The 19,003-nt window shown below is 62.3% G+C and carries 19 protein-coding genes; 8 read left to right on the top strand and 11 right to left on the bottom strand.

Features of this window, described 5'->3' with window-relative positions:
- Positions 1–5: 5 nt before the first annotated feature.
- Positions 6–2,879 (bottom strand): FAD-binding and (Fe-S)-binding domain-containing protein, encoded by a 2,874-nt coding sequence (locus tag ACP15K_RS06005; protein WP_424990057.1) that lies wholly within the window; start codon positions 2,877–2,879, stop codon positions 6–8.
- A gap of 554 nt (positions 2,880–3,433) precedes the next feature.
- Between ACP15K_RS06005 and ACP15K_RS06000 the strand changes: the two genes are divergently transcribed.
- Positions 3,434–3,853, top strand: coding sequence for a GlcG/HbpS family heme-binding protein (locus ACP15K_RS06000; protein ID WP_193142404.1), 420 nt, complete (start codon positions 3,434–3,436; stop codon positions 3,851–3,853).
- A 39-nt stretch (positions 3,854–3,892) separates the two neighbouring features.
- On the opposite strand, the gene ACP15K_RS05995 is transcribed toward ACP15K_RS06000, so the two are convergent.
- From ACP15K_RS05995 to ACP15K_RS05985, 3 genes are all read right to left on the bottom strand, one after another.
- On the bottom strand, positions 3,893–4,720 hold the full coding sequence (locus ACP15K_RS05995) for a sulfite exporter TauE/SafE family protein (RefSeq protein ID WP_424990056.1): 828 nt from the start codon (positions 4,718–4,720) through the stop codon (positions 3,893–3,895).
- Positions 4,721–4,783: 63 nt separating this feature from the next.
- The gene (locus ACP15K_RS05990; protein WP_424990055.1) at positions 4,784–5,467 is read right to left on the bottom strand and encodes a fumarylacetoacetate hydrolase family protein; all 684 of its coding nucleotides are present in this window, start codon (positions 5,465–5,467) and stop codon (positions 4,784–4,786) included.
- 192 nt (positions 5,468–5,659) lie between these two features.
- Entirely contained in the window at positions 5,660–6,340 is a 681-nt protein-coding gene (locus ACP15K_RS05985; RefSeq protein ID WP_193142406.1) for a FadR/GntR family transcriptional regulator, read from the bottom strand.
- 135 nt (positions 6,341–6,475) lie between these two features.
- Between ACP15K_RS05985 and ACP15K_RS05980 the strand changes: the two genes are divergently transcribed.
- The 5 genes from ACP15K_RS05980 (at position 6,476) to ACP15K_RS05960 (ending at position 11,238) form a co-directional block, all read left to right on the top strand.
- Positions 6,476–7,402 carry a fumarylacetoacetate hydrolase family protein gene (locus tag ACP15K_RS05980; RefSeq protein WP_319022484.1) on the top strand — a complete coding sequence of 309 codons (927 nt, stop codon included), beginning with the start codon at positions 6,476–6,478 and terminating at the stop codon, positions 7,400–7,402.
- A 132-nt stretch (positions 7,403–7,534) separates the two neighbouring features.
- Positions 7,535–8,503, top strand: a complete 969-nt coding sequence (locus ACP15K_RS05975; protein WP_424990054.1) for an ABC transporter substrate-binding protein — start codon at positions 7,535–7,537, stop codon at positions 8,501–8,503.
- The gene (locus tag ACP15K_RS05970) at positions 8,500–9,309 is read left to right on the top strand and encodes an ABC transporter ATP-binding protein (RefSeq protein ID WP_193142408.1); all 810 of its coding nucleotides are present in this window, start codon (positions 8,500–8,502) and stop codon (positions 9,307–9,309) included. Before ACP15K_RS05975 ends, ACP15K_RS05970 begins: the two co-directional genes overlap by 4 nt.
- Complete coding sequence (locus ACP15K_RS05965; protein WP_319022485.1) at positions 9,306–10,172, top strand: ABC transporter permease; 867 nt, start codon at positions 9,306–9,308, stop codon at positions 10,170–10,172. Before ACP15K_RS05970 ends, ACP15K_RS05965 begins: the two co-directional genes overlap by 4 nt.
- Positions 10,162–11,238: an Ldh family oxidoreductase gene (locus ACP15K_RS05960; RefSeq protein WP_424990053.1), complete on the top strand. Its 1,077-nt coding sequence runs from the start codon at positions 10,162–10,164 to the stop codon at positions 11,236–11,238. Before ACP15K_RS05965 ends, ACP15K_RS05960 begins: the two co-directional genes overlap by 11 nt.
- A gap of 269 nt (positions 11,239–11,507) precedes the next feature.
- On the opposite strand, the gene ACP15K_RS05955 is transcribed toward ACP15K_RS05960, so the two are convergent.
- Genes ACP15K_RS05955 through ACP15K_RS05925 form a run of 7 tightly spaced genes read right to left on the bottom strand, consistent with a single transcriptional unit; the run spans position 11,508 to position 17,406 of the window.
- Entirely contained in the window at positions 11,508–12,374 is an 867-nt protein-coding gene (locus ACP15K_RS05955; protein WP_424990052.1) for a dioxygenase, read from the bottom strand.
- Between the two features lie 11 nt (positions 12,375–12,385).
- A complete protein-coding gene (locus tag ACP15K_RS05950; protein WP_424990050.1) occupies positions 12,386–13,690 on the bottom strand; it encodes a TRAP transporter large permease in 1,305 nt (434 codons plus the stop codon).
- Positions 13,687–14,238, bottom strand: a complete 552-nt coding sequence (locus ACP15K_RS05945) for a TRAP transporter small permease subunit (protein WP_193142411.1) — start codon at positions 14,236–14,238, stop codon at positions 13,687–13,689. The genes ACP15K_RS05950 and ACP15K_RS05945 overlap by 4 nt, the downstream gene beginning before the upstream one ends.
- A gap of 33 nt (positions 14,239–14,271) precedes the next feature.
- Positions 14,272–15,345 (bottom strand): C4-dicarboxylate TRAP transporter substrate-binding protein, encoded by a 1,074-nt coding sequence (locus ACP15K_RS05940; RefSeq protein ID WP_193142412.1) that lies wholly within the window; start codon positions 15,343–15,345, stop codon positions 14,272–14,274.
- 41 nt (positions 15,346–15,386) lie between these two features.
- Complete coding sequence (locus tag ACP15K_RS05935; RefSeq protein WP_193142413.1) at positions 15,387–15,845, bottom strand: OsmC family protein; 459 nt, start codon at positions 15,843–15,845, stop codon at positions 15,387–15,389.
- 14 nt (positions 15,846–15,859) lie between these two features.
- Complete coding sequence (locus ACP15K_RS05930; RefSeq protein WP_193142414.1) at positions 15,860–16,525, bottom strand: malonic semialdehyde reductase; 666 nt, start codon at positions 16,523–16,525, stop codon at positions 15,860–15,862.
- Positions 16,522–17,406 (bottom strand): fumarylacetoacetate hydrolase family protein, encoded by an 885-nt coding sequence (locus ACP15K_RS05925; protein ID WP_193142415.1) that lies wholly within the window; start codon positions 17,404–17,406, stop codon positions 16,522–16,524. The genes ACP15K_RS05930 and ACP15K_RS05925 overlap by 4 nt, the downstream gene beginning before the upstream one ends.
- An 86-nt stretch (positions 17,407–17,492) precedes the next feature.
- On the opposite strand from ACP15K_RS05925, the gene ACP15K_RS05920 reads away from it, so the two are divergent.
- On the top strand, positions 17,493–17,879 hold the full coding sequence (locus ACP15K_RS05920; protein WP_193142416.1) for a YciI family protein: 387 nt from the start codon (positions 17,493–17,495) through the stop codon (positions 17,877–17,879).
- A 31-nt stretch (positions 17,880–17,910) separates the two neighbouring features.
- Positions 17,911–18,903 (top strand): MBL fold metallo-hydrolase, encoded by a 993-nt coding sequence (locus tag ACP15K_RS05915; RefSeq protein WP_424990049.1) that lies wholly within the window; start codon positions 17,911–17,913, stop codon positions 18,901–18,903.
- Positions 18,904–19,003 lie beyond the last annotated feature (100 nt).

The raw sequence follows: 19,003 nt of genomic DNA, 5'->3' as shown, positions 1-19,003 counted from the left end.
TCGGCCTAATCATCAATCACCTGATCCAGCAGACGGGCAAGGTGCATCGCACGGCGCGGGGTGCCGTCGGCGATTTGGTGGCGGCACGAGGTGCCGTTGGCCACAACAACCGCGACTTCCGGAGCCGCTGCAAGCGCCGGGAACAGGTCGAGGTTCGCCATCTTGAGCGAGATGTCGATGGTGTCGGGCGCATAGCCGAAGGCCCCCGCCATGCCGCAACACCCGCTTTCGATCAGGGAAACCTCGGCCTGCGGGATACGGTTGAGCAGATCGAGCAAGGGCGTCACCGCATCATGGGCCTTTTGGTGGCAATGGCCGTGGACATAGATCGTCTTGTTCAGAGACTTCAGGGGCAGGTTCGCCCGTTGGACAAGGAACTCTTCGAATGTCAGCGCGGACTGCGCCAGTGCCTCGGCCTCCGGTCCGGGACACAAACCCAAGGCTTCATCTCGGAAGGTCAGGATCGACGACGGCTCAAGCCCCACCAGCGGAATGCCCTTGGCGACGGCTGCCGCCGTCGCGTCGATCACCCGCGCCACCTCGGCCCTTGCTTCTTCCACACAGCCCACGGCCAGAAGGGTCCGCCCGCAATCCAGCGCCCTGCCCGAGCCATCCCGCGCAACCGCAACCCGCAGGCCTGCTGCACGCAGCACACGCACGGCGGCGCCCAGGTTCTCCGGCTCGAAGTACCTGTTGAAGACGTCGGCGAACAGCAGGACGTCCGGGTTGGCCTCCTGCGCCTCGTCATCACGGAAAGGATTTGAGGACCAGACCGGAACAGCGCGGCGGTGCGAAATGCCAGTGATCCGCTCCGTCAGTTTGCGCACCAGCCCGATCCTGTTGCGCAGGTTTATCAGCCACGCGAATTTCGCAGCCGTCGGCGCATAGTGCGGCAAGTAGCCGACCATCTTGTCGGCAAGGGTCATCCCCCGTTGCTTGCGCCGTGCGGCCAGCACTTCGATCTTCATGCGTGCCATGTCCACACCGGTGGGACATTCGCGCCGGCAGCCCTTGCAGGACACGCAGTATTTCAGGGTGTCGTTCATGGCATCAGATGTCAGCCCGCCGGGCATCTGCCCGCTGATCGCAAAGCGCAGGGTGTTGGCGCGTCCGCGCGTGGTGTCACGTTCATTGCGGGTGGCGCGGAACGACGGGCACATGACGCCGCCCTTCAGCTTGCGGCAGGCGCCGTTGTTGTTGCACATCTCGACGGCGCCCTGAAACCCGCCGCCGGCACCCGGCCATGCCGACCAGTCAAGCGCGGTTTCAAACTCCGGCACGGCGTAGTCGGGGCCATAGCGGAAGACCCTGCGGTCATCCAGGGCCGGGGCCTGCACGATCTTACCGGGATTCATCAGGCCGTCCGGATCGAAGCGCGATTTCACCGCTTCGAAGGCCGAAACGATCCGCGCGCCGAACATCTTTTCATGGAATTCCGAGCGCGCGATCCCGTCGCCATGTTCGCCGGAATGCGAGCCCTTGTAGCGTTTGACCAGGTCAAAGCACTCTTCCGCGATCGCCCGCATGGTCTTGACGTCCTTGTCCTGCCGCATGTTGAGGACGGGACGCACATGCAGACAGCCGACCGACGCATGGGCATACCATGTGCCCTTGGTGCCGTGCCGTGCGAAGATCTCGGTCACCCCTTGGGTGTAGTCGGCAAGATCGGGCAACGCGACGGCGCAATCCTCGACAAAGGAAATCGGCTTGCCTGCCTCTTTCATCGACATCATCACGTTCAGGCCCGCCTTGCGGTATTCGGCAATGGCGTTCTGCAAGGCGGTGTCGGTTACAAGAACAACGCCGCCCCAGCGGTCGCCTGCGCCGGTGAAGGCAAAGCCGTGATCGCCCATCAGCTGCGCCAGTTCTGCAAGCTTGGCGGCATTGGCCGCAGCACTGCCTTGTGCAAATTCGACAAGAAGCAGCGCGGCCGGGTCGCCTTCGACGAAGGCCTCGATGGTCTTGCGGAACAGCGGGATCTCGCGGCCCAGGGCAATCATCGTGTCGTCGATCAACTCCACCGCCTGCGGCATCAGCGTGACAAGATGCTGCGCGGCCTCCATCGCGGCATAGAAGGTCGGAAAGTGGCAGACACCGATGACCTTTTCCCCCTGCAGCGGCGCAAGGCTCAGCTCAAGTTCCGTGAAATAGGCCAGTGAGCCTTCCGAGCCGACCAGCAGATGCGCCATGTTCACATCCGCACCGGTCAGCACGTCGATGTTGTAGCCACCCACCCGGCGCTGCACGGTGGGAAAGCGCGCCGCAATTTCATCGGCCTCGCGTCGCCCCAGGGCACGCATGTCGCTGACCAGATCGGCATAGGACCCCGGCGCGGGATCATCCCGGTTGAACTGCGCCTTCGTTCCATCCGGTAGAAGGGCCGAGATCGCCCGCACGTTGTCGCGCATGATGCCATAGCGCAGGGACTTGCCGCCCGATGAATTGTTCGCGGCCATGCCCCCAAGCGTGCAGCGCGAGGCGGTGGAGGGATCGACCGGAAACCACAGCCCGTGCGGCTTCAGCGCGCGGTTCAACTCGTCCAGAACCAGGCCGGGCTGAACCCGTGCGGTGAGGTTTTCGGCGTCGATGTCCAGGATGCGGTTCAGGTGGCGGGTGTTGTCCAGCACGATGGCGCGGTTGACCGTCTGCCCGCATTGCGACGTGCCGCCACCGCGTGGAAGGATCGGAGTGCCTTCTTCGCGGGCGATGGCCATGGTTGCCTCGATATCCTCCACCGACCGCGGCACAACCACGGCCTCTGGCACCATGTGGTAGATCGAGGCATCGGTCGCGTAGCGCGCACGTGATGCGGCGTCGGCCATCACATCGCCCGTGACAGCCCCGCGCAAACGGCTGGAAAGACGGGCATTTTCACGCATGTGTCTTTGGGTTTCCCCTATTCCGGCACCGATTTCACTGCAGAAATTGGCGACTGACTGAATTATGAATTCATAATTACACCCTGGCAACAGGGGTTCGCGCCAGCCTACGGCGCCTTGGGAGGATCAAATCCGATGCGTCAGGCGGGAAAACACTTCTTCCAGGTTCCGGGGCCAAGCGCGGTGCCAGACCGCAGCCTGAAGGCCATCGACCAGCCAACCATCAACCATCAACCATCAACCACCGGAGGCCGGATTTGGCCCCGGTCGGCAAGAAGGCCCTTGCGGGGATGAAGTTGGTCTTCAGAACCGAGCGGGATGTGTTCCTCCTGCCCTCATCTGGCCCCGGCGCGCCGCTGGCCGCAATGCCGTGTCTCAAGACCTCGGAATAATCCCGGCACACCGCAGAAGAATGCCGCTAGGATGGGGACCATGGGAACGGAAATACCTCGCCCCCTGTCCCAGTTCTTGGTTGACCGTTTCCACAAGCCCATGGGTGCCCCCGCGCGCAGACAAACTGCCAGCGGGCCACCTGACCTTCAGAAAGCCCTGACATGAACCTTGACCTCGCCAACGCCCTGATCGCCGCCGCGCTTGACCATCGCCGCGCAAATCGCATGAACCCGCTGACAATCGCCGTGATCGACGCCGGCGGGCATCTGGTGGCGCTGCAACGCGAAGACGGCACCAGCAATCTTCGACCCGAAATCGCGCAGGGCAAGGCCAAGGGCGCGGTGGCCATGGGTCTTGGGTCGCGCGCGCTTTTCAACCGCGCGCAGGAGCAGCCGTATTTCATCGATGCGATGAACGCGCTCAACGGAGGCCATCTTGTTCCGGTTCCCGGCGGTGTCCTGATCGAACGCGACGGCATTCTGATCGGGGCCATCGGGATCACCGGCGACAGTTCGGACAATGATGAACGCTGCGCCGTCGCGGCCATCGAGCGGAATGGATGCAGCGCCAACACCGGGTAAGCCAGCCCCGCGCGACGGGTTGCCGGACCAGCAAGCCGGCTATGACCAGCCCACGGCCTTCCGGATCATGTTCAGCGCCATGAAGATCAGGAACACCGCAAAGTACCGCTTGAGCGGTCGGGGGTCTGTCCGATGCGCCAACCAGACGCCCAAGGGTGCTGTCAGCAAGGTCATCCCCACGATGATGGCAAAGGCGATCAGGTTGACCACACCGACCGTGTAGGGCGGCAGTGCATGTGTCGGCGGATTGACGAACAGGAACAGCACAACCGACGGCACGGCGATCAACACGCCAAACCCCGCCGCAGTCGCAACGGCCTGATGAATCGGCCGGCCAAACAGCGTCTGGAGCGTGACCCCGAAGGCCCCGCCCCCGATGCCCATCACGACGGACAGCCCCCCGACGGCCATGGCAAAGCCATGACGTAGCGCACCGGTGGGCATCGCCCTTCCCAGTCGCCAGCTGTCCCGCGCCAGCAGCATGTAGCTTCCAACCAGCAACGCCAGAACACCGAAAACACCTTGCAGAACGGACGTGCGCAAAACGGTGGTTACGGACACGCCAAGGATGGCGCCTGCCACGATGCCCGGCGCCCAGCCTTTCAAGGTGTCCCATTGAACGGCGCCCTTGCGGTTGTGGCTGGCGACCGACCGCAGCGAGGTCACGACGATTGTTGCCAGCGACGTCGCGATGGAAATCTGCATGATGTAGTCGCCCCCGTATCCCAGGGAGGAAAACGCATAGTAGAAAGCGGGCACAAGGATGATGCCGCCACCGACGCCCAGAAGGCCGGCAAGGACGCCGGCCATCGCGCCGATGGCCACAAGGAATGCCAGCAATGGCACCGCTTCAGAAAGATCGGGCACGCTTGCCCCCCAAGGCTGCGCCAATAGGGTCAAGGCGTGCCACGACCCGATATCGTGGCAGGATCACACGACCTTGACGTTGAGCGTCCCGACACCTTCGATGGTGGCTTCCATGACGTCGCCCGCCACAACAGCGTTCACACCCGACGGCGTGCCCGCCATGATGACATCACCGGCTGCCAATTCGAAATACTCCGACAGGTAGGAGATCATTTCCGGCACCTTCCAGATCATCTGGTTCAGGTCGCCTTCCTGCCGCAATTCACCGTTCACCAGAAGCGCCACGCGCCCCTGATCTGGATGACCGACCGCCGAAACCGGGCGCAGCGAGCCAACCGGACCGGAGCGTTCGAAGGCTTTGCCAATCTCCCACGGGCGCCCCATCTTCTTCATCTGGCCCTGCAGATCGCGGCGGGTCATGTCGAGCGACACGCCATAGCCCCAGACATGGTCCAGCGCCTCGCTCAGCGGAATATTCGTGCCGCCGGATTTCAGGCCGACCAGCAGTTCCACTTCGTGATGCACATCCGAAGAATGCGGCGGATAGGGAAACTCCCCCGATGCATCCAGGTTGTTGGGGTTCTTCTGGAAAAAGAACGGCGGTTCACGATCTGGATCGTGACCCATTTCCACGGCATGGGCCGCAAAGTTGCGGCCGATGCAATAGACGCGCCGCACCGGGAATTCCTTGCCACCCTCCGTCGGGATGACATGGACCTGAGGCGCGGGAATCACATAGTCGGACATTACTTTCCTCCTGGGCGTTTGATTTCCAGGTTCCGGTTGCGGAACCGTCGAACCGGTGATGACACGCGTCGCACTCCCCCGGCATGACACGGCCAATGTCGGTTTATTCGATGCGTATGCGCGGGATTTGCAAGCCGTCACAACGGCCGTGACGCCAACCATTTTCCCGATTGGTTCAGGCATTCGGCGCGGTCAGTCCTCCTCCGAAACGCTTTCGGGCAAGACACGAGAGTAGACCGAATGCAGGTGACGCCGCATCGCGCTGGCGGCAAGATCCCCCTTTCCGGCCGTGATGGCCGCCACGATTTCATCATGTTCGCGGAAACTGGAATAGTCGGCATCCGGCCCGAGCGTTTCACGCGGCTGTCCCCAGACGATGGACCGCCGCACCGAATTCAACGTTTCGAAAAAATACAGGAACAACTGGTTCTGCGTGGCGCGGGCGATTGCGTGGTGCAGGTTGTTGTCCCAAGCCTCGTACGTGCGCCAATCCACGGCGTTCCGGCATTTGTCAGCGCAGAGTTTCATCTGTTCGCGGTCTGATTTCCGGGCGTGGAGCGCCGCCAGTCGGCTCAGCTCCGGTTCGATATTCAGGCGGACCGCCACCACCTGTTCGGGCTTTATCAGGTCGCGCAGAAAGGTAACGTCCTGAAGATTGAGCACCGGCCGCGCGCCCACAAAGGTGCCCCGCCCCACATGACGCCAGATGCGGCCCTGGGCTTCGAGTTCGGACAGCGCCTTACGCATCTGGTTCCGCGTCGTCCCCAGGCGCTTGCACAACTCGCGCTCAGGCGGGATGCGGTCATTGTGCCGGTATCCCGCGTTGTCGATGAGGTCGCGCAGTCGTTGCGACAGGTCGTTCGTCCCGGCCATTAGCCCGCCCAATTCAGTGATTGGTTGATTGATCCACTCTCTGACTCGTTCAAACTACATGCAAGGAGTGTGGCGGTGAGTCGCAGGCTTTCTTGCGCAACCACCACAGAAATCAGCACGAGGGAGGATTGCCGAGTGCGACTGGCAACGGTTTCCGTGGACGGGCAAGAGGTTTGCGCCGCGGTATTGAACAACGACAAGATGATGGACATTGCCAAGGCGGCTCAGGGTCTGACAGGCCCCGGCGCCGGGGCGCTTCAAGGGGCCTCGATGCTGCGCCTCATCGAAGGCGGGGCCGATGCGCTTGTTGCCCTGAAGGACTTGGTGGCCGATGCCGAGGCCGGCAAGCACGCCGATGCGATTGTCCCGGCAGAGGCTGTCCTGCAAGCACCGATCCCGACACCGCGCAAGAACGTCTTTTGCGTTGGCCGAAACTATGCCGAACATATCGCCGAGGGCGACCGTGCCCAGAAGCAGAACGTCGGCGTGACCGAACATCCGGTCTTCTTCACCAAGCCCCCGACCGCCATCGTGGCACCCGGTGGCGATGTCCTGATCTTTCCGCAGGTGTCCACCAGCATCGACTACGAGGTCGAACTGGCCGTGGTCATCGGCACGGCTGGCCGCAACATTTCCAAGGCGGACGCCATGGATCACGTGTTCGGCTACACGATCCTCAACGATATCACCGCGCGGGATATCCAGCGCCGTCACGGTGGCCAGTATTTCAAGGGCAAGGGGCTCGATGGCTCCTGCCCGCTGGGCCCCTGGATCGAAACCGCCGACGCGATTGCCGATCCGCATGCGCTGTCGATCGGTCTGAAGGTCAACGGCGAACAACGTCAGGACGGCAACACCGCCGACATGATTTTCGACATTCCGACCCTTGTTGCGGCCCTGTCCGAAGGGCTGACGCTGCAACCGGGCGACATCATTGCCACCGGCACCCCCTCGGGCGTCGGCTATGCGATGGACCCACCGAAGTTCCTCAAGCACGGCGACACGGTGGTCTGTGAAGTTTCAGGGATCGGCACGCTCAGCAACACCGTGCGCGCCGTATAAAAGGTCTCTTCCTCGCCACCGCGTGGCTTGAGGAAGGGATTCATCAAAGGACCAATGGGAGGACCTAACACCATGATGAAGAGAAGAGCATTTACAGCCTCGGTGCTGTCGGCTGTGCCGGCAATATGCCTGATGGGAGCAACCGCCTTCGCGCAGGACTTGCGCGAGATCACCTTCGTTCAGCCAAGCCCGTCCGCAATTAACTCGTTCCCTGTCTTTGTCGCGATTGGCGAAGGCTACTTCGAAGAGGAAGGTCTGAAGGTCACGGTCGAGGCGATCAACGGCTCCGGCGCGGTGTTGCAGGCCCTGTCCGCAGGTCAGGCCCATTTCGGGCGACCCGGCCCCGGCCCGCTTATCGCGGCCCGCTCGCGCGGAGTGGAGGCCGTGCACATCTACAACGTGGCCGCCCGCAGCAACTTCGGGATCTCCGTGCAGGAAGACTCCGACTATCAGAACGTCGAGGAACTGCGCGGCAAGATCATCGGCACCGGCACCGCCGATGGCGCAGAAGTGGGCTTTGCCCGCAACGTGTTGACCAGCGCGGGCATGGTCGAAGGTGAAGATTTCGAATTCCTCACCGTAGGCGATGGCGGCCCCGCAACTGCGGCCTTCCTGAACGATGAAATCGCGGCCTATTCCGCCTCGACCGCCGACACGGCCATCCTGAACCAGCGTGGCATGAAGGTTCGTGACATCACGCCCCCTGAATTCGGACGCTTCTTCGGCAATGGCATTGCAACCATGGCCGGCACCATCGCCAATGACCGCGAACTGGTCGAGGCCTGGAGCCGGGCCTTCGCCCGTGGTCATGCATTCGCACTGGATGACGCCAATCGGGAAGCCGTGCTTGCACATCTGGCAGCGGGCAATCCGCAGGAAGGCGAAGATCCTGAATTCCAGTCCGCCCTGTTCGATGCGGTCCGGTCCAAGACGATCCCGCCCGAAGGCAGCCCGCATCTGGGTTGGTACCCGGCAGAGGTCTGGGCCGAATGGCAGGATGCCCTTGTCGCCGGGGGCGAGATTGCGGCCCCTCTTGATGACCTGGATGCCGCCTGGACCAACGAGTTCGCCGCCATGGGCAGCGAGGCCGCCGGCGGATGAACGCTGAAGTGGCAACTGATTACTCCGGCGCGCCCGTAGGCGCGCCGGTCTATGAGCTGACCAACGTCAGCAAGACCTATGCGCGCAACCTGGTGGTCGCGCTGGAGAAGGTCGATCTGACCCTGAAGAAAGGCAGCTTCACGTCCGTCATCGGGTCGAGTGGCTGTGGAAAATCTACCCTTCTCAAGGTCATGGCGGGACTGATCCCGCCGACGCAGGGCCGTGTTGTCTTGCAAGGCAAGCCGGTGACCGGCCCCCGCCGCGACATCGGGATGATGTTCCAGCAGGCGACGCTGTTTCCTTGGAAGACGGCTGTCGAGAACATCGTGCTGCCGATCGAAATCCGCGACGGCAAGGCCGCTGCCCGGAAGGCCATGGACAAGGCGCATGAGCTTCTGGACATCGTGGGTCTGAAAGGGTTCGAAAACGTCTATCCGAACGAGCTGTCGGGTGGCATGGCACAGCGTGCCTCGATCTGCCGGATGCTGATCACCGAACCCGCCGTGCTATTGCTGGATGAACCGTTCAGCGCGCTGGATGAGCTGTCGCGAGACATGATGAACATGGAATTGCAGCGTATCTGCATGGAGCAGAACGCGACGGCCTTTCTGGTCACGCACTCCATTCAGGAAGCCGTGATCCTGTCCGACGACATCGTCGTGATGAAACCACGGCCGGGCCGGATCGCCGAGATCGTGAAGGTCGACCTGCCGCGCCCACGCACGCTCGACATGATGACGACGCCGAAATTCGGCGAAATCGTGGATCACATCCGCGGCATGCTGGACAAGGGAGAGGACATGTGACCGAGCTTCAGACCAACCAGTCCGCCGACGTCGAGACGGTGCAAGACACTGTCTGGGTCCAGGAAATCGCCTTCATCGACTCGGTTCCGCGTTCGATCGCCATGACCTTCGTCTTCGTCATGTTCATCGGCACCTGGCAACTGGTGACGAGCTTTGGCCTTGTGTCCCCGATCATCCTGCCGACGCCGCTGGAAACGCTGAACGACATGATCTTCGTGGGCAAGAACCTCCTGACCGGCGGCTATATGCTCACCTCGCTCTGGATCACGATCAAGGAAGTGATCTATGGCTTCGCGCTGGCCATCGCCATCGGGTTCTCGCTGGGCGTTCTGGTCGGTGAAACGGCCTTTGGTGAAAAAGCCGTGATGCCCTATCTGGTGGCGATCGACACCATGCCCAAGGTCGCCTTCGCGCCGTTGTTCGTCGCCTGGCTGGGCTTTGGCATCGAATCCAAAGTCGCCCTGGCGGCCTTCATCGCGACCTTCCCCATCGTCGTCGGAACCGCGGCGGGTCTGCACGCCGCAGATGAAAACGCGCGGATGCTGTTCAAGACCATGGGGGCGACCCGGATGCAGACCCTGATCAAGATGAAGCTGCCAACGGGCCTGCCGCAGATCTTCACCGGTGTGAAAATCGGCGCCGTTGGCGTCATGGCTGGCGCGATCACGGGGGAATTTCTGGGTGGCGGCAAGGGCTTTGGCGAGTTGATCCGGGTCGCGGCCTCGCAGCTCAACACGCCCCGGGTGTTTTCCCTGATCCTCTATCTCAGCCTTGTCGGACTGGCGTTGTACTTGATCGTGCAATGGACCCAACGCAAGGTTGTCTTCTGGCACAAGGAAAGGGTTGGCGCCGGTGACTACTGAGCTTTCTCCCATTGCCGTCGACCGACTGCGTGCGTTCGTGGCGCAGGCGCTTGCATCGCGCGGTGTCATTGCGGCGGATGCGGAAACGGTCGCATCCCTCATGGTCGAGGCGGATATCTACGGCTACGGCACCCATGGCGTCTTTCGTCTGCGCCAGTACCTTGCCCGGCTTGCGGGAGGCGGCTGCAACCCCGCCCCCAACATCACCATCGCGCAGGAAACCGTCGCCACGGCAGTGATCGATGGCGATGACGGTCTGGGGCACCTGTCCATGGTTGCCGCCCGCGATCTGGCCATCGAAAAGGCCCGGGCCGTCGGTGTCGGATGGGTGGGCGTTCGGCGCGGCAACCACGCAGGCCCACTGGCGCTTTACGTCCGTCCGCTGGCCGAGGCCGGCTTGCTGGGCTTTTCGGCCGCCGTGGGCAGTGCCAACCACGTGCCCCCCTATGGAGGCACGGATCTGCTGATCGGCACCAATCCGATTGCCTTCTCTGCCCCCTCGACCGGGCCTGATCCCTTTGTCTTCGACATGGCGACCACCGTGGCGGCCATGGGCAAGATCAAGACCCTGTTGCAACAGGGCGAACCCATGCCCGAGGGCTGGATGGTGGGTCGCGACGGTCAACCCCTGACCGATCCCGCCCGCAAGTCCGAAGGCTTCCTTCTCCCCATCGGCGGGCCCAAGGGATACGGCCTGTCGCTGGCGATCGGCCTTCTGGCCGGGGTGCTGAACGGCGCCGCCTTCGGGTCTGACGTGGTGGATTTCACCAAGGATACGACATCTTCCACCAACACGGGGCAATTCGTCGTGGCGCTGGATCCGGCAGCCTTTGGCCTGCACGGCGATTTCGCGGAAGCCGCGGCGAGGGTCTTTGCCGAGATGCGCGCGTCAACCCCGCTGCCCGACCGTGATCCCGTGCGCATACCGGGGGATGGCAAGACCGCCATGGCCGCGATGCGCCGCACCACCGGGTTGACGCTGAACCCGGCGCTGCGCCGGGATCTGAACACCCTGGCGGCGGATTGCGGGATTGCCCTTCCTTTCCCGGACGACAAGACAGCCTGAACACTTTTTGACCTGGACGTCACAGCGCGGGTTCGCGCGGGGCATCCGGGATCTTGCGCAATTCTGAAAACCACGAACCTGGCTGAGGAAAAGAGCCCGCCGCCGCTGGCAGTGCTGTGGCCCGAAGCTTGTGGGCAGGATAAAGGGCCGATGGATCGCTCCGTCGGCCCCTTGTTGCGTGGTGCGCTGTGAAGGTGACACTGGGGTGATCGCGTGCCGGACACGCCGTTCACGGCGCCCCCTTAACGGTCGTCAAGCCGCCGCCCGCTCTATTCAGCCGCGAGGATGACGTCGAAGTTCACGTAAAGGAAGGGCGCATCGATCTTGCCCGACAGTTCTATCCCATCGGGGAATTCACCGGCGGGTTTTTCGACATAGGTCATGACCAGATCCTCGCGCACGCCAAAGACGGTATCCTCGTCAAGATACGGATCATCGTCGGGGAAAATTTCCGTCACGAGCGTCCGGAATCCGGGCGCCTTCACGATGTAATGCAGGTGCGATGGCCGCCACGGATGGCGACCGCAGGCCCGCAGGATTTCACCGACCGGACCATCCGACGGCACGGTGTATTCTACCGGCTTGACCGTCGTGAAGGCATAGCGGCCATCCGCACCGACGGTCATGAGACCGTGAAAGGAATAGGTGTCCTGGTTCTCGTCCTGGCTGGCATAAAGACCATTCGGGGCGGTTTGCCAGATATCGATCTCGGCGTTCGGAATGGGATTGCCATCGGTATCCCGAATAACCCCTTCGGCCAGCAACACCGGCCCGCCGAAATCGCGCTTCAGGTCGCCGCCAACCGCCAGCGGCGGGGCCCCCGATACGTGGAACGGCCCCAGCACCGACGAGGATGTCGCGTTGTCCTGGGAATGCAGCATGTCCACCAGCGACGACAGCCCCAGCACATCCGAGGCCAGAACGAATTCGTGCCTGTCCTCGGCCTCGACCGCGGCACAGCCTTGCAGGAACGCGATGCCGTGACGCCATTCTTCGTGCGTCAGGTTGGTCTCTCGCGCGAAGTCGTGAAGGTGCTGAACCAATGCGCTCATGACCTCCCGCGTTCGGGGTGCCATGTCGTTAGCCAGATAGCCTTTGAACACGTCCGTGATGTTGTCCTTGGTGACGTTGCGCATCGGATGTCTCCTTAGATGAGAGCAAGGCTGAGAGTTGGGAACTGGATCAGGATCAGCAGGATGATCAGCATGACGAAGGCGAAGGGCAGCGCGCCCATGAACACGTCCTTGAGCGAAATGCTGTCATCATTCAGCGTCGATTTGATCACGAAGCACGAGATCCCCAGGGGCGGCGTGAGCAGCCCGATCTCGGCACCGACGACCGTGACGATGCCGAACCAGATCAGGGACATGTCAAGGGCTTCGACGAGCGGCAGGAACAGGGGCACGACGATCAGGATGATCGAGGCGGTGTCCAGAAGCGTGCCCAGAAACAGCATGAGCAGGATGTACAGGATCATGATGCCCCAGAACGAAGCCTCGCTGCCTGCCAGCAGGTCCTGCAACTGGTTCGGCAGACCGGCCATGCCCAGCATCCGGCTGTAGATCGAGGCGGCGGTGATCAGGAACAGGATCGCCGCGGTGATGTGGCCGGTCTCCAGCAAGGCGTCCCAGAAGGTTCGCAGGCTCATCGAGCGGCGCACCAGGGCGATGATCAGGGCGACCAGAGCACCGGCGGCGCCGGCCTCGACCGCGGTCAGCCAGCCGGTGTAGATGCCCCCCAGTACGATGGTGATCAGGAAAACCGTCGGGAGGGTCTTGGAGGCGATCTCGCGCCCCGACATCCATTCGGTGTCCTCGACCATGCGGCCCCCGACGAAACCGGGCGTGTAGCGGCCCATGACCCAGATCGCCCCCACATAGGCAATGGCCAGCATGATGCCGGGGATGACACCGGCCAGGAACATGTCGCCCACCGATTGCTCGGACACGAAGGAATAGATGATCAGCATCGCCGAGGGCGGGATGATCATCCCCAGCACCGAGGATCCCGCGACTACGCCCACCGCAAAGCGCGGGTTGTAGTCCTGGGCGATCATCTGCGGAACCGAGACCTTGGTGAAGACCGCGGCGGAGGCAATCGAGGATCCGGTCACCGCGGCGAAGACGGCATTGGCGCCAACCGTTGCCATGCCGATGCCGCCCTTCACCTTGCGGAACCGCAAGGTCATGACTTCATAGATGTCCCTGCCCAATCCGGCCTTTGAAACGATCAGCCCCATGAAGGTGAACAGCGGGATCGTGGCGAAACTGTATTCCATCGCCGAATCGCCAACGGCGACTTTCAGCAGGTTCAGGGCCAGGGTGAAGTTGTCGCGCATCAACCAGATCGAGATGAACGACACCATCCCCAGGGCCACGGGAATGTAGACCCCGGCATAGATCAGGAAAACGATCGCGGCGACCGAGATCAGGCCAATTTCAATCGGGCTCATGTTTTGGGCTCGTCATGTTCGGGAACGCGGACCAGTTGCGGCCGATCCTGCGCTGAGACAACTTTGAGGATGAAGATCACACAGGACAGGGCACAGCCGAGCGCGATCACCAGTTTCACCGGCCACCACGGCAGGGTGAACAGCCCCGGAACGCCGAAATAGTCCTGCGTTTCCCACATGTGCAGGAACTCGGGGAACATGATGTAGGCGATCAGCGCCATGAAGATGGCCGAGACCGCGTTGATGATCCGCCGCAGTCCAGAGGTCAGGCGCGGCCTGCGGTCGTGCAGCAGGTTCAGAAACCCGTCCGAGCGAGTCAGCCGGTCAACCCGCACCACATCGGCCAGTTGCAGGAAGACGATGAACACCACCGAGAATTGAACGATTTCGTAGGTGCCCTTGAGCGGGGAACTGAAGACCCCCCGCGCAATGACATCGACGTTGAGGATGACCACCAACGCCAGAACCGCGAGGGTTCCGATGGCGTTGGCAGCGATCGCAAGGGCATTGGCGACCCGGCTCAGGCCGAGCGTCACGGTTTTCAGCATGTTGTCGGCCTCGGTTGTCGGGTCGCCATGGGATCAGGGCTGGGTCCAGTCGCGCACGCCGACAAAGCCTTCGGCTTCCAGCTTGGCCAGATAGGCTGCCAGCATTTCGCTGCCCGGTTCGCCCGCATCATTCAGGGTCTGCGCCCATTCCTGCGCAATGTTGGGCATCGCTGCTGCCCAGGCCGCGCGATCCTCTTGCGAGACTTCGACAATGGTGCCACCTGCCGCGACATAGGCCGCTTCGGAGTCCGCCGCGATATCCATGGCAATGCCGGCGAGATGGTCGCGGTATGCAACGGCAACCTCTTGCAGCACGCCTTTCACTTCGTCGGGCAGGCCATTCCAATAGTCCTGGTTGACCGTGACCGTCTTGGTGTTCACCGCGCCCAGATCGACGCTCAGCATATAGGGGGCAACCTCCGAGATCTTGAACGTCGCGCCGGCTTCGGGCCAAAGCATGGCAGCATCGACAAGGCCCGTCTGCACCATGTTGTAGAAATCGGTCAGCCCGCCACGCACGCCGGCTGCCCCATTGATGCCTTCGAGATAGCGCAGGTTCATCCCCGCGCCCGCGATCTTCTTGTTCTCAAGATCCTTGAGGCTGGCGACTTCGGACGACGAAAACACCTGATAGCTGTCCAGCACCACTCCGGTGGCCAGGTAGACCTGGTTCTGGGCCGCAAATTCGTTCTGCATTGTGGGGAATTCGCGCGCGATCTCGTCCACGGCCTTTGCCACGGCGCGGGCATCCGATGACACGAAGGGCGTCACGGCGGAAATCCCCTGGCTGGGCAGTTTGGACGAATGGAAGATCGTTGTGACGATCCCGATATCGCCCAGCCCCAGTTGGATGCCTTCCAGCACCCCGCGCGGCTTCACGATGGACCCGCCATAGTTCTCTTGCCAGTCCATGACGTAGTTGCCGTTCTCGGCCAGACGGCGGTCGACTTCGGGAATGAAGAAATTGCTGAATTCCCGCACCCAGAGCGAGCGGTCGGGGTAGCCGTCAATCACGACCGCGGAAATCGTTTCTTGCGCGACGACGGGCATCGCGGTCATGCCCGCCAGGGCAACCCCCATGAGGCAGCGTTTGCTCCAGTTGATCATTTGTTTTCCTCCCAGAAATTCGGACGTTTCGCCCGGTTGCTTCAGTTGGTCTTCACCCAGGTCACCGTCAGGTCCGTCCCTGCCGCCACGAAAAGCTTGGCGATGGCACAGTACTTTGCGGTTTCGGCACCGACGCGATCCAGGTCCTTCTGGTTCGCCGGCGTGGTGCAGTTCACGGTCAGGGCGATCGCGGGAAAAGGCAGGTCGATTTCCTCTTCCATCAGGACGCCGCGCCGATCGAACCGGGCGGCCGCGTCGATGGTCACGTCGCCCAGATCGATGCCAAGACGGTGCGCGTTCTTGTGGCCGATCACATTGGTGCAGGCGATCAGGGACGCCACCGCGGCCTCGGTCGGCGACGGTCCCAGATTGGTGCCGCCGCGTTCCTTTGGCTCATCGATGACCACCTGCAGATCGCGCAGGGGAATTTCGGTGCGCGCATGTGTCGGACATTGCGCCGTGGTCCGATATGTCACGACAGACTTTGGTTTGATTGCCATGGTCTTTCCCACCTTCAGGCGAAGCTGCAGACTTGATCGAACGAGAACCGCGGCAACTTCTGGAACAACGCGCTTTCGTCGGCGTAGCCGAGGTTGCACAGGAAATTCGATTTCAGCGGTGTGCCTGCAAAGAACTCCTCATCCACGATGGCGTTCGAAAACCCTGACATCGCGCCCACATCCAGACCAAGCGCCCGCGCCGCGATCATCAGATACGCGCCCTGCAGCGTGCCGTTTCGAAACGCCGTGGTCTCGCAATGCTCGGGCTTGCCTTCGAAATGCGGGCGGCGGTCTTCGTGCGGGAAGAGGAACGGCAGATGCTTCCAAAAATCGATGTCATAGGCCACGATCACCGTGACCGGCGCGGCCATCATCTTGTCGATGTTCTTTGCCTTGAGGGATTTGGCCAGCCGCGCCTTGCCCTCTGGCGACTTCACGAAAACGAAGCGTGCCGGCAGCGTGTTCATGCTGGTGGCCCCGTTGATCGTGATCTCGAACAGCTCGTGCAGCAGCTCATCGCTGACCGGCTTGTCCGTCCACGCATAGTGTGAGCGGGCGCCGCGCAGCACCACGTCGATCGCGTCGTCAGACAGGCGTTCAAGCCGCTGCCGCAAGTCGCGAACATCGGCCTGCGCCTTCGCCCGCGCCTCTTCCAGCGCCTTGCCGACGGGCGCGGTCATTCTGCAGCCACTTTCACGGGCAGGTCCTTTTCGTCGATGACGGGGCTGGAACAGATGCCGATGCCTTCGATCTCGATATCGACAACCTCTCCGGGCTTCAGCCAGCGCGGATTGGGCTTCTTGGCATGGCCAACACCCGGCGGTGTGCCCATTGCGATCAGATCGCCGGGTTCCAGCGTGGTGTATTCGGAAATCGTGGCGATGGTCTGGGCCACCGACCAGATCATGTTGCCGGTGTTGGAGGACTGGAGGATCTCCGTCCCGACCCGGCTTTCGATCTTCAGACCGCCAGCACCCTGGGGCAGGTCATCCGGCGTCACGACAAACGGGCCGATCGCGCCGGTGTTGTCAAAGTTCTTGCCGGGGGTCCATTGATGCGTCTTGCGCTGGTAGTCGCGCACCGAGCCGTCGTTGAACACCGTGTAGCCAAAGACATGATCCAGCGCATCGGCTTCGGAAATATGCCGCCCGCCCTTGCCGACGATCAGCATCAGCTCGGCCTCGTAATCCAGCCGTTCCGAACAGCTTGGACGCACCATGGGCGCACCGGCAGCCATGACCGAATTCCGGCCACGCATGAACAGTGCCGGGTAGTCGGGGATGTCATAGCCCCCTTCCTTGATGTGGTCGGTGTAGTTCAAGCCGAGGCAGATGATCGTGCCCGGTGTCGCAACGGGCAGCGCAGGAATGATTGACGTGACCGCAACACGGGGGGCGTCGGCAAGGTCTCCCGCAATCGAATCCAGCAAGGACGGATCGCGGATCAGTGCCATGAGATCGACCCCGATCGCCGGGTTCAGTGCGGTCAGATTCACCGCTGTATCGCCCTCTACAGCGTACACCGCCGCACCAGAATGGTCAGAACCAACCAGATATCGCATATTCTTCTTCCTTGTCAGTTGAAGGATTTTTGCCTACTATTTCTGTATAAGTCAACTTATATCGATTTTTTAGAGGGAGGCCAACCATGGTTGCATGGGCGGACTACAAGGCAGAAGCCAAGTCACGCGGGGCGTTGGCGCTGGAGCTCTACGTCGCGATATCCACGCCGGCGAAAGCTCCCCAGGACGTCAAGGCCTCCCTGCCTGATCATCTGGCCTACCAGGGTCAGCTGGAGCGTGACGGCAGCCTCGCCTTTGCCGGCCCCATGTCCGACGAAAGCGGCCAGCAGATGGAAGGCATGGGACTGATCATCTATCGCGCCGACAGCCTGGAGGCAGCGCGTGCGCTTGCTGACAAGGATCCGATGCACCTGTCCGGCGCCCGGTCCTATGTGCTTCGTCGCTGGATGATCAATGAAGGGTCCATCACCCTGACTGTCGGATTGTCCACGAATGCCGTGGCCCTGTCGTGATCCGGCCCGACACCGCAACTGGAGGAAGATCATGACCCAACGCCCGAAACGACGCCTGACCGCGCTTGCTGCGGCCCTTGCCACCCTGGGCATGGCGCAACTGCCCTCGCTCGCCGAGGCCGACAGCGTCACCGCAACCGGAACCGACATGGTCGTCACCCTTCTTGGCACTGGCACGCCGGCACCGGTGTTGACGCGTTTCGGCTATTCCACGCTGGTCTCGGCTGGCGGGCATCTGTTGCTGTTTGACATCGGCCGCGGCGCCACCCAGCGGCTGTGGCAGGTCGGCCTTCTGCCCGGCGACGTGGACGAGGTCTTTGTCACCCACTACCACTCGGACCATGTGATCGGTCTTCCCGACCTCTGGCTGACGTCCTGGCTGGTGCCCTATGGTGCAAATTCCGAGCCGTTCCGCATCACCGGGCCCACGGGTCTGTCCAAGCTGACAGAAGGCCTGACCATGGCCTACGGTGACGATATCAGGATCCGCGTCGCCGATCAGAACCTGCCCGCCGCCGGGGTCGCGTTTGACCTGAACGAGTTCTCCGAGGATGGGGTGGTTTTTGACAAGGACGGCGTGACCGTCACCGCCTTTACCGTAAACCATGGCGAGAAGATCAAGCCTGCCGTCGGCTACCGGATTGACTACGCGGGGCACTCGGTGGTGCTCAGCGGCGACACCAGGAAGGATAACGCGGTGATCGACGCCGCCACCGGCGCGGACCTGCTTGTGCACCAGGTGGCCATGGCGGCACAGGCCATCGCTGACAGCCCCCCGATCAAGGCGATCATGGGGCACCATACCCTGCCCAACGAAGCGGGCGAGGTGTTCGCCTCGGCGGAACCGGGGCTTGCGGTCTTCTCGCACTTCGTTCTGCTTGGCCCGCCGGGTGCCGCGCCGACGGCCAGCGACGTTCTGGCCCTGACACGTACGACCTATGACGGTCCGCTTGAGATCGGCGAGGATCTGATGACGATCACCATTGGCGACGAAATCCGGGTCGGCACGGCTGACACACGCTGAAAACTCCTATCGGGCAGGCGCCGGGAACATCCGGCGCTTGCGACAACCGAGGCATGACAATGGCCATTCAACAGTATTATTTTGATTGCGATTATTCGCG

The sequence above is a fragment of the Fluviibacterium sp. S390 genome (assembly GCF_049800695.1).
Lineage (GTDB): Bacteria > Pseudomonadota > Alphaproteobacteria > Rhodobacterales > Rhodobacteraceae > Meridianimarinicoccus.
This window is presented reverse-complemented; position numbering and strand designations above follow the sequence as displayed.

Excerpts from the sequence above, each read along its gene's own strand:
- ACP15K_RS05970 (WP_193142408.1), top strand. The coding sequence starts at position 8,500 with ATGAACGCTGAAGTGGCAACTGATTACTCCGGCGCGCCCGTAGGCGCG.
- ACP15K_RS05955 (WP_424990052.1), bottom strand. The coding sequence starts at position 12,374 with ATGCGCAACGTCACCAAGGACAACATCACGGACGTGTTCAAAGGCTAT.
- ACP15K_RS05975 (WP_424990054.1), top strand. The coding sequence starts at position 7,535 with ATGGGAGCAACCGCCTTCGCGCAGGACTTGCGCGAGATCACCTTCGTT.
- ACP15K_RS06005 (WP_424990057.1), bottom strand. The coding sequence starts at position 2,879 with ATGCGTGAAAATGCCCGTCTTTCCAGCCGTTTGCGCGGGGCTGTCACG.
- ACP15K_RS05930 (WP_193142414.1), bottom strand. The coding sequence starts at position 16,525 with ATGACCGCGCCCGTCGGCAAGGCGCTGGAAGAGGCGCGGGCGAAGGCG.
- ACP15K_RS05940 (WP_193142412.1), bottom strand. The coding sequence starts at position 15,345 with ATGATCAACTGGAGCAAACGCTGCCTCATGGGGGTTGCCCTGGCGGGC.
- ACP15K_RS05945 (WP_193142411.1), bottom strand. The coding sequence starts at position 14,238 with ATGCTGAAAACCGTGACGCTCGGCCTGAGCCGGGTCGCCAATGCCCTT.
- ACP15K_RS06000 (WP_193142404.1), top strand. The coding sequence starts at position 3,434 with ATGAACCTTGACCTCGCCAACGCCCTGATCGCCGCCGCGCTTGACCAT.
- ACP15K_RS05990 (WP_424990055.1), bottom strand. The coding sequence starts at position 5,467 with ATGTCCGACTATGTGATTCCCGCGCCTCAGGTCCATGTCATCCCGACG.
- ACP15K_RS05925 (WP_193142415.1), bottom strand. The coding sequence starts at position 17,406 with ATGCGATATCTGGTTGGTTCTGACCATTCTGGTGCGGCGGTGTACGCT.
- ACP15K_RS05950 (WP_424990050.1), bottom strand. The coding sequence starts at position 13,690 with ATGAGCCCGATTGAAATTGGCCTGATCTCGGTCGCCGCGATCGTTTTC.
- ACP15K_RS05935 (WP_193142413.1), bottom strand. The coding sequence starts at position 15,845 with ATGGCAATCAAACCAAAGTCTGTCGTGACATATCGGACCACGGCGCAA.
- ACP15K_RS05915 (WP_424990049.1), top strand. The coding sequence starts at position 17,911 with ATGACCCAACGCCCGAAACGACGCCTGACCGCGCTTGCTGCGGCCCTT.
- ACP15K_RS05920 (WP_193142416.1), top strand. The coding sequence starts at position 17,493 with ATGGTTGCATGGGCGGACTACAAGGCAGAAGCCAAGTCACGCGGGGCG.
- ACP15K_RS05985 (WP_193142406.1), bottom strand. The coding sequence starts at position 6,340 with ATGGCCGGGACGAACGACCTGTCGCAACGACTGCGCGACCTCATCGAC.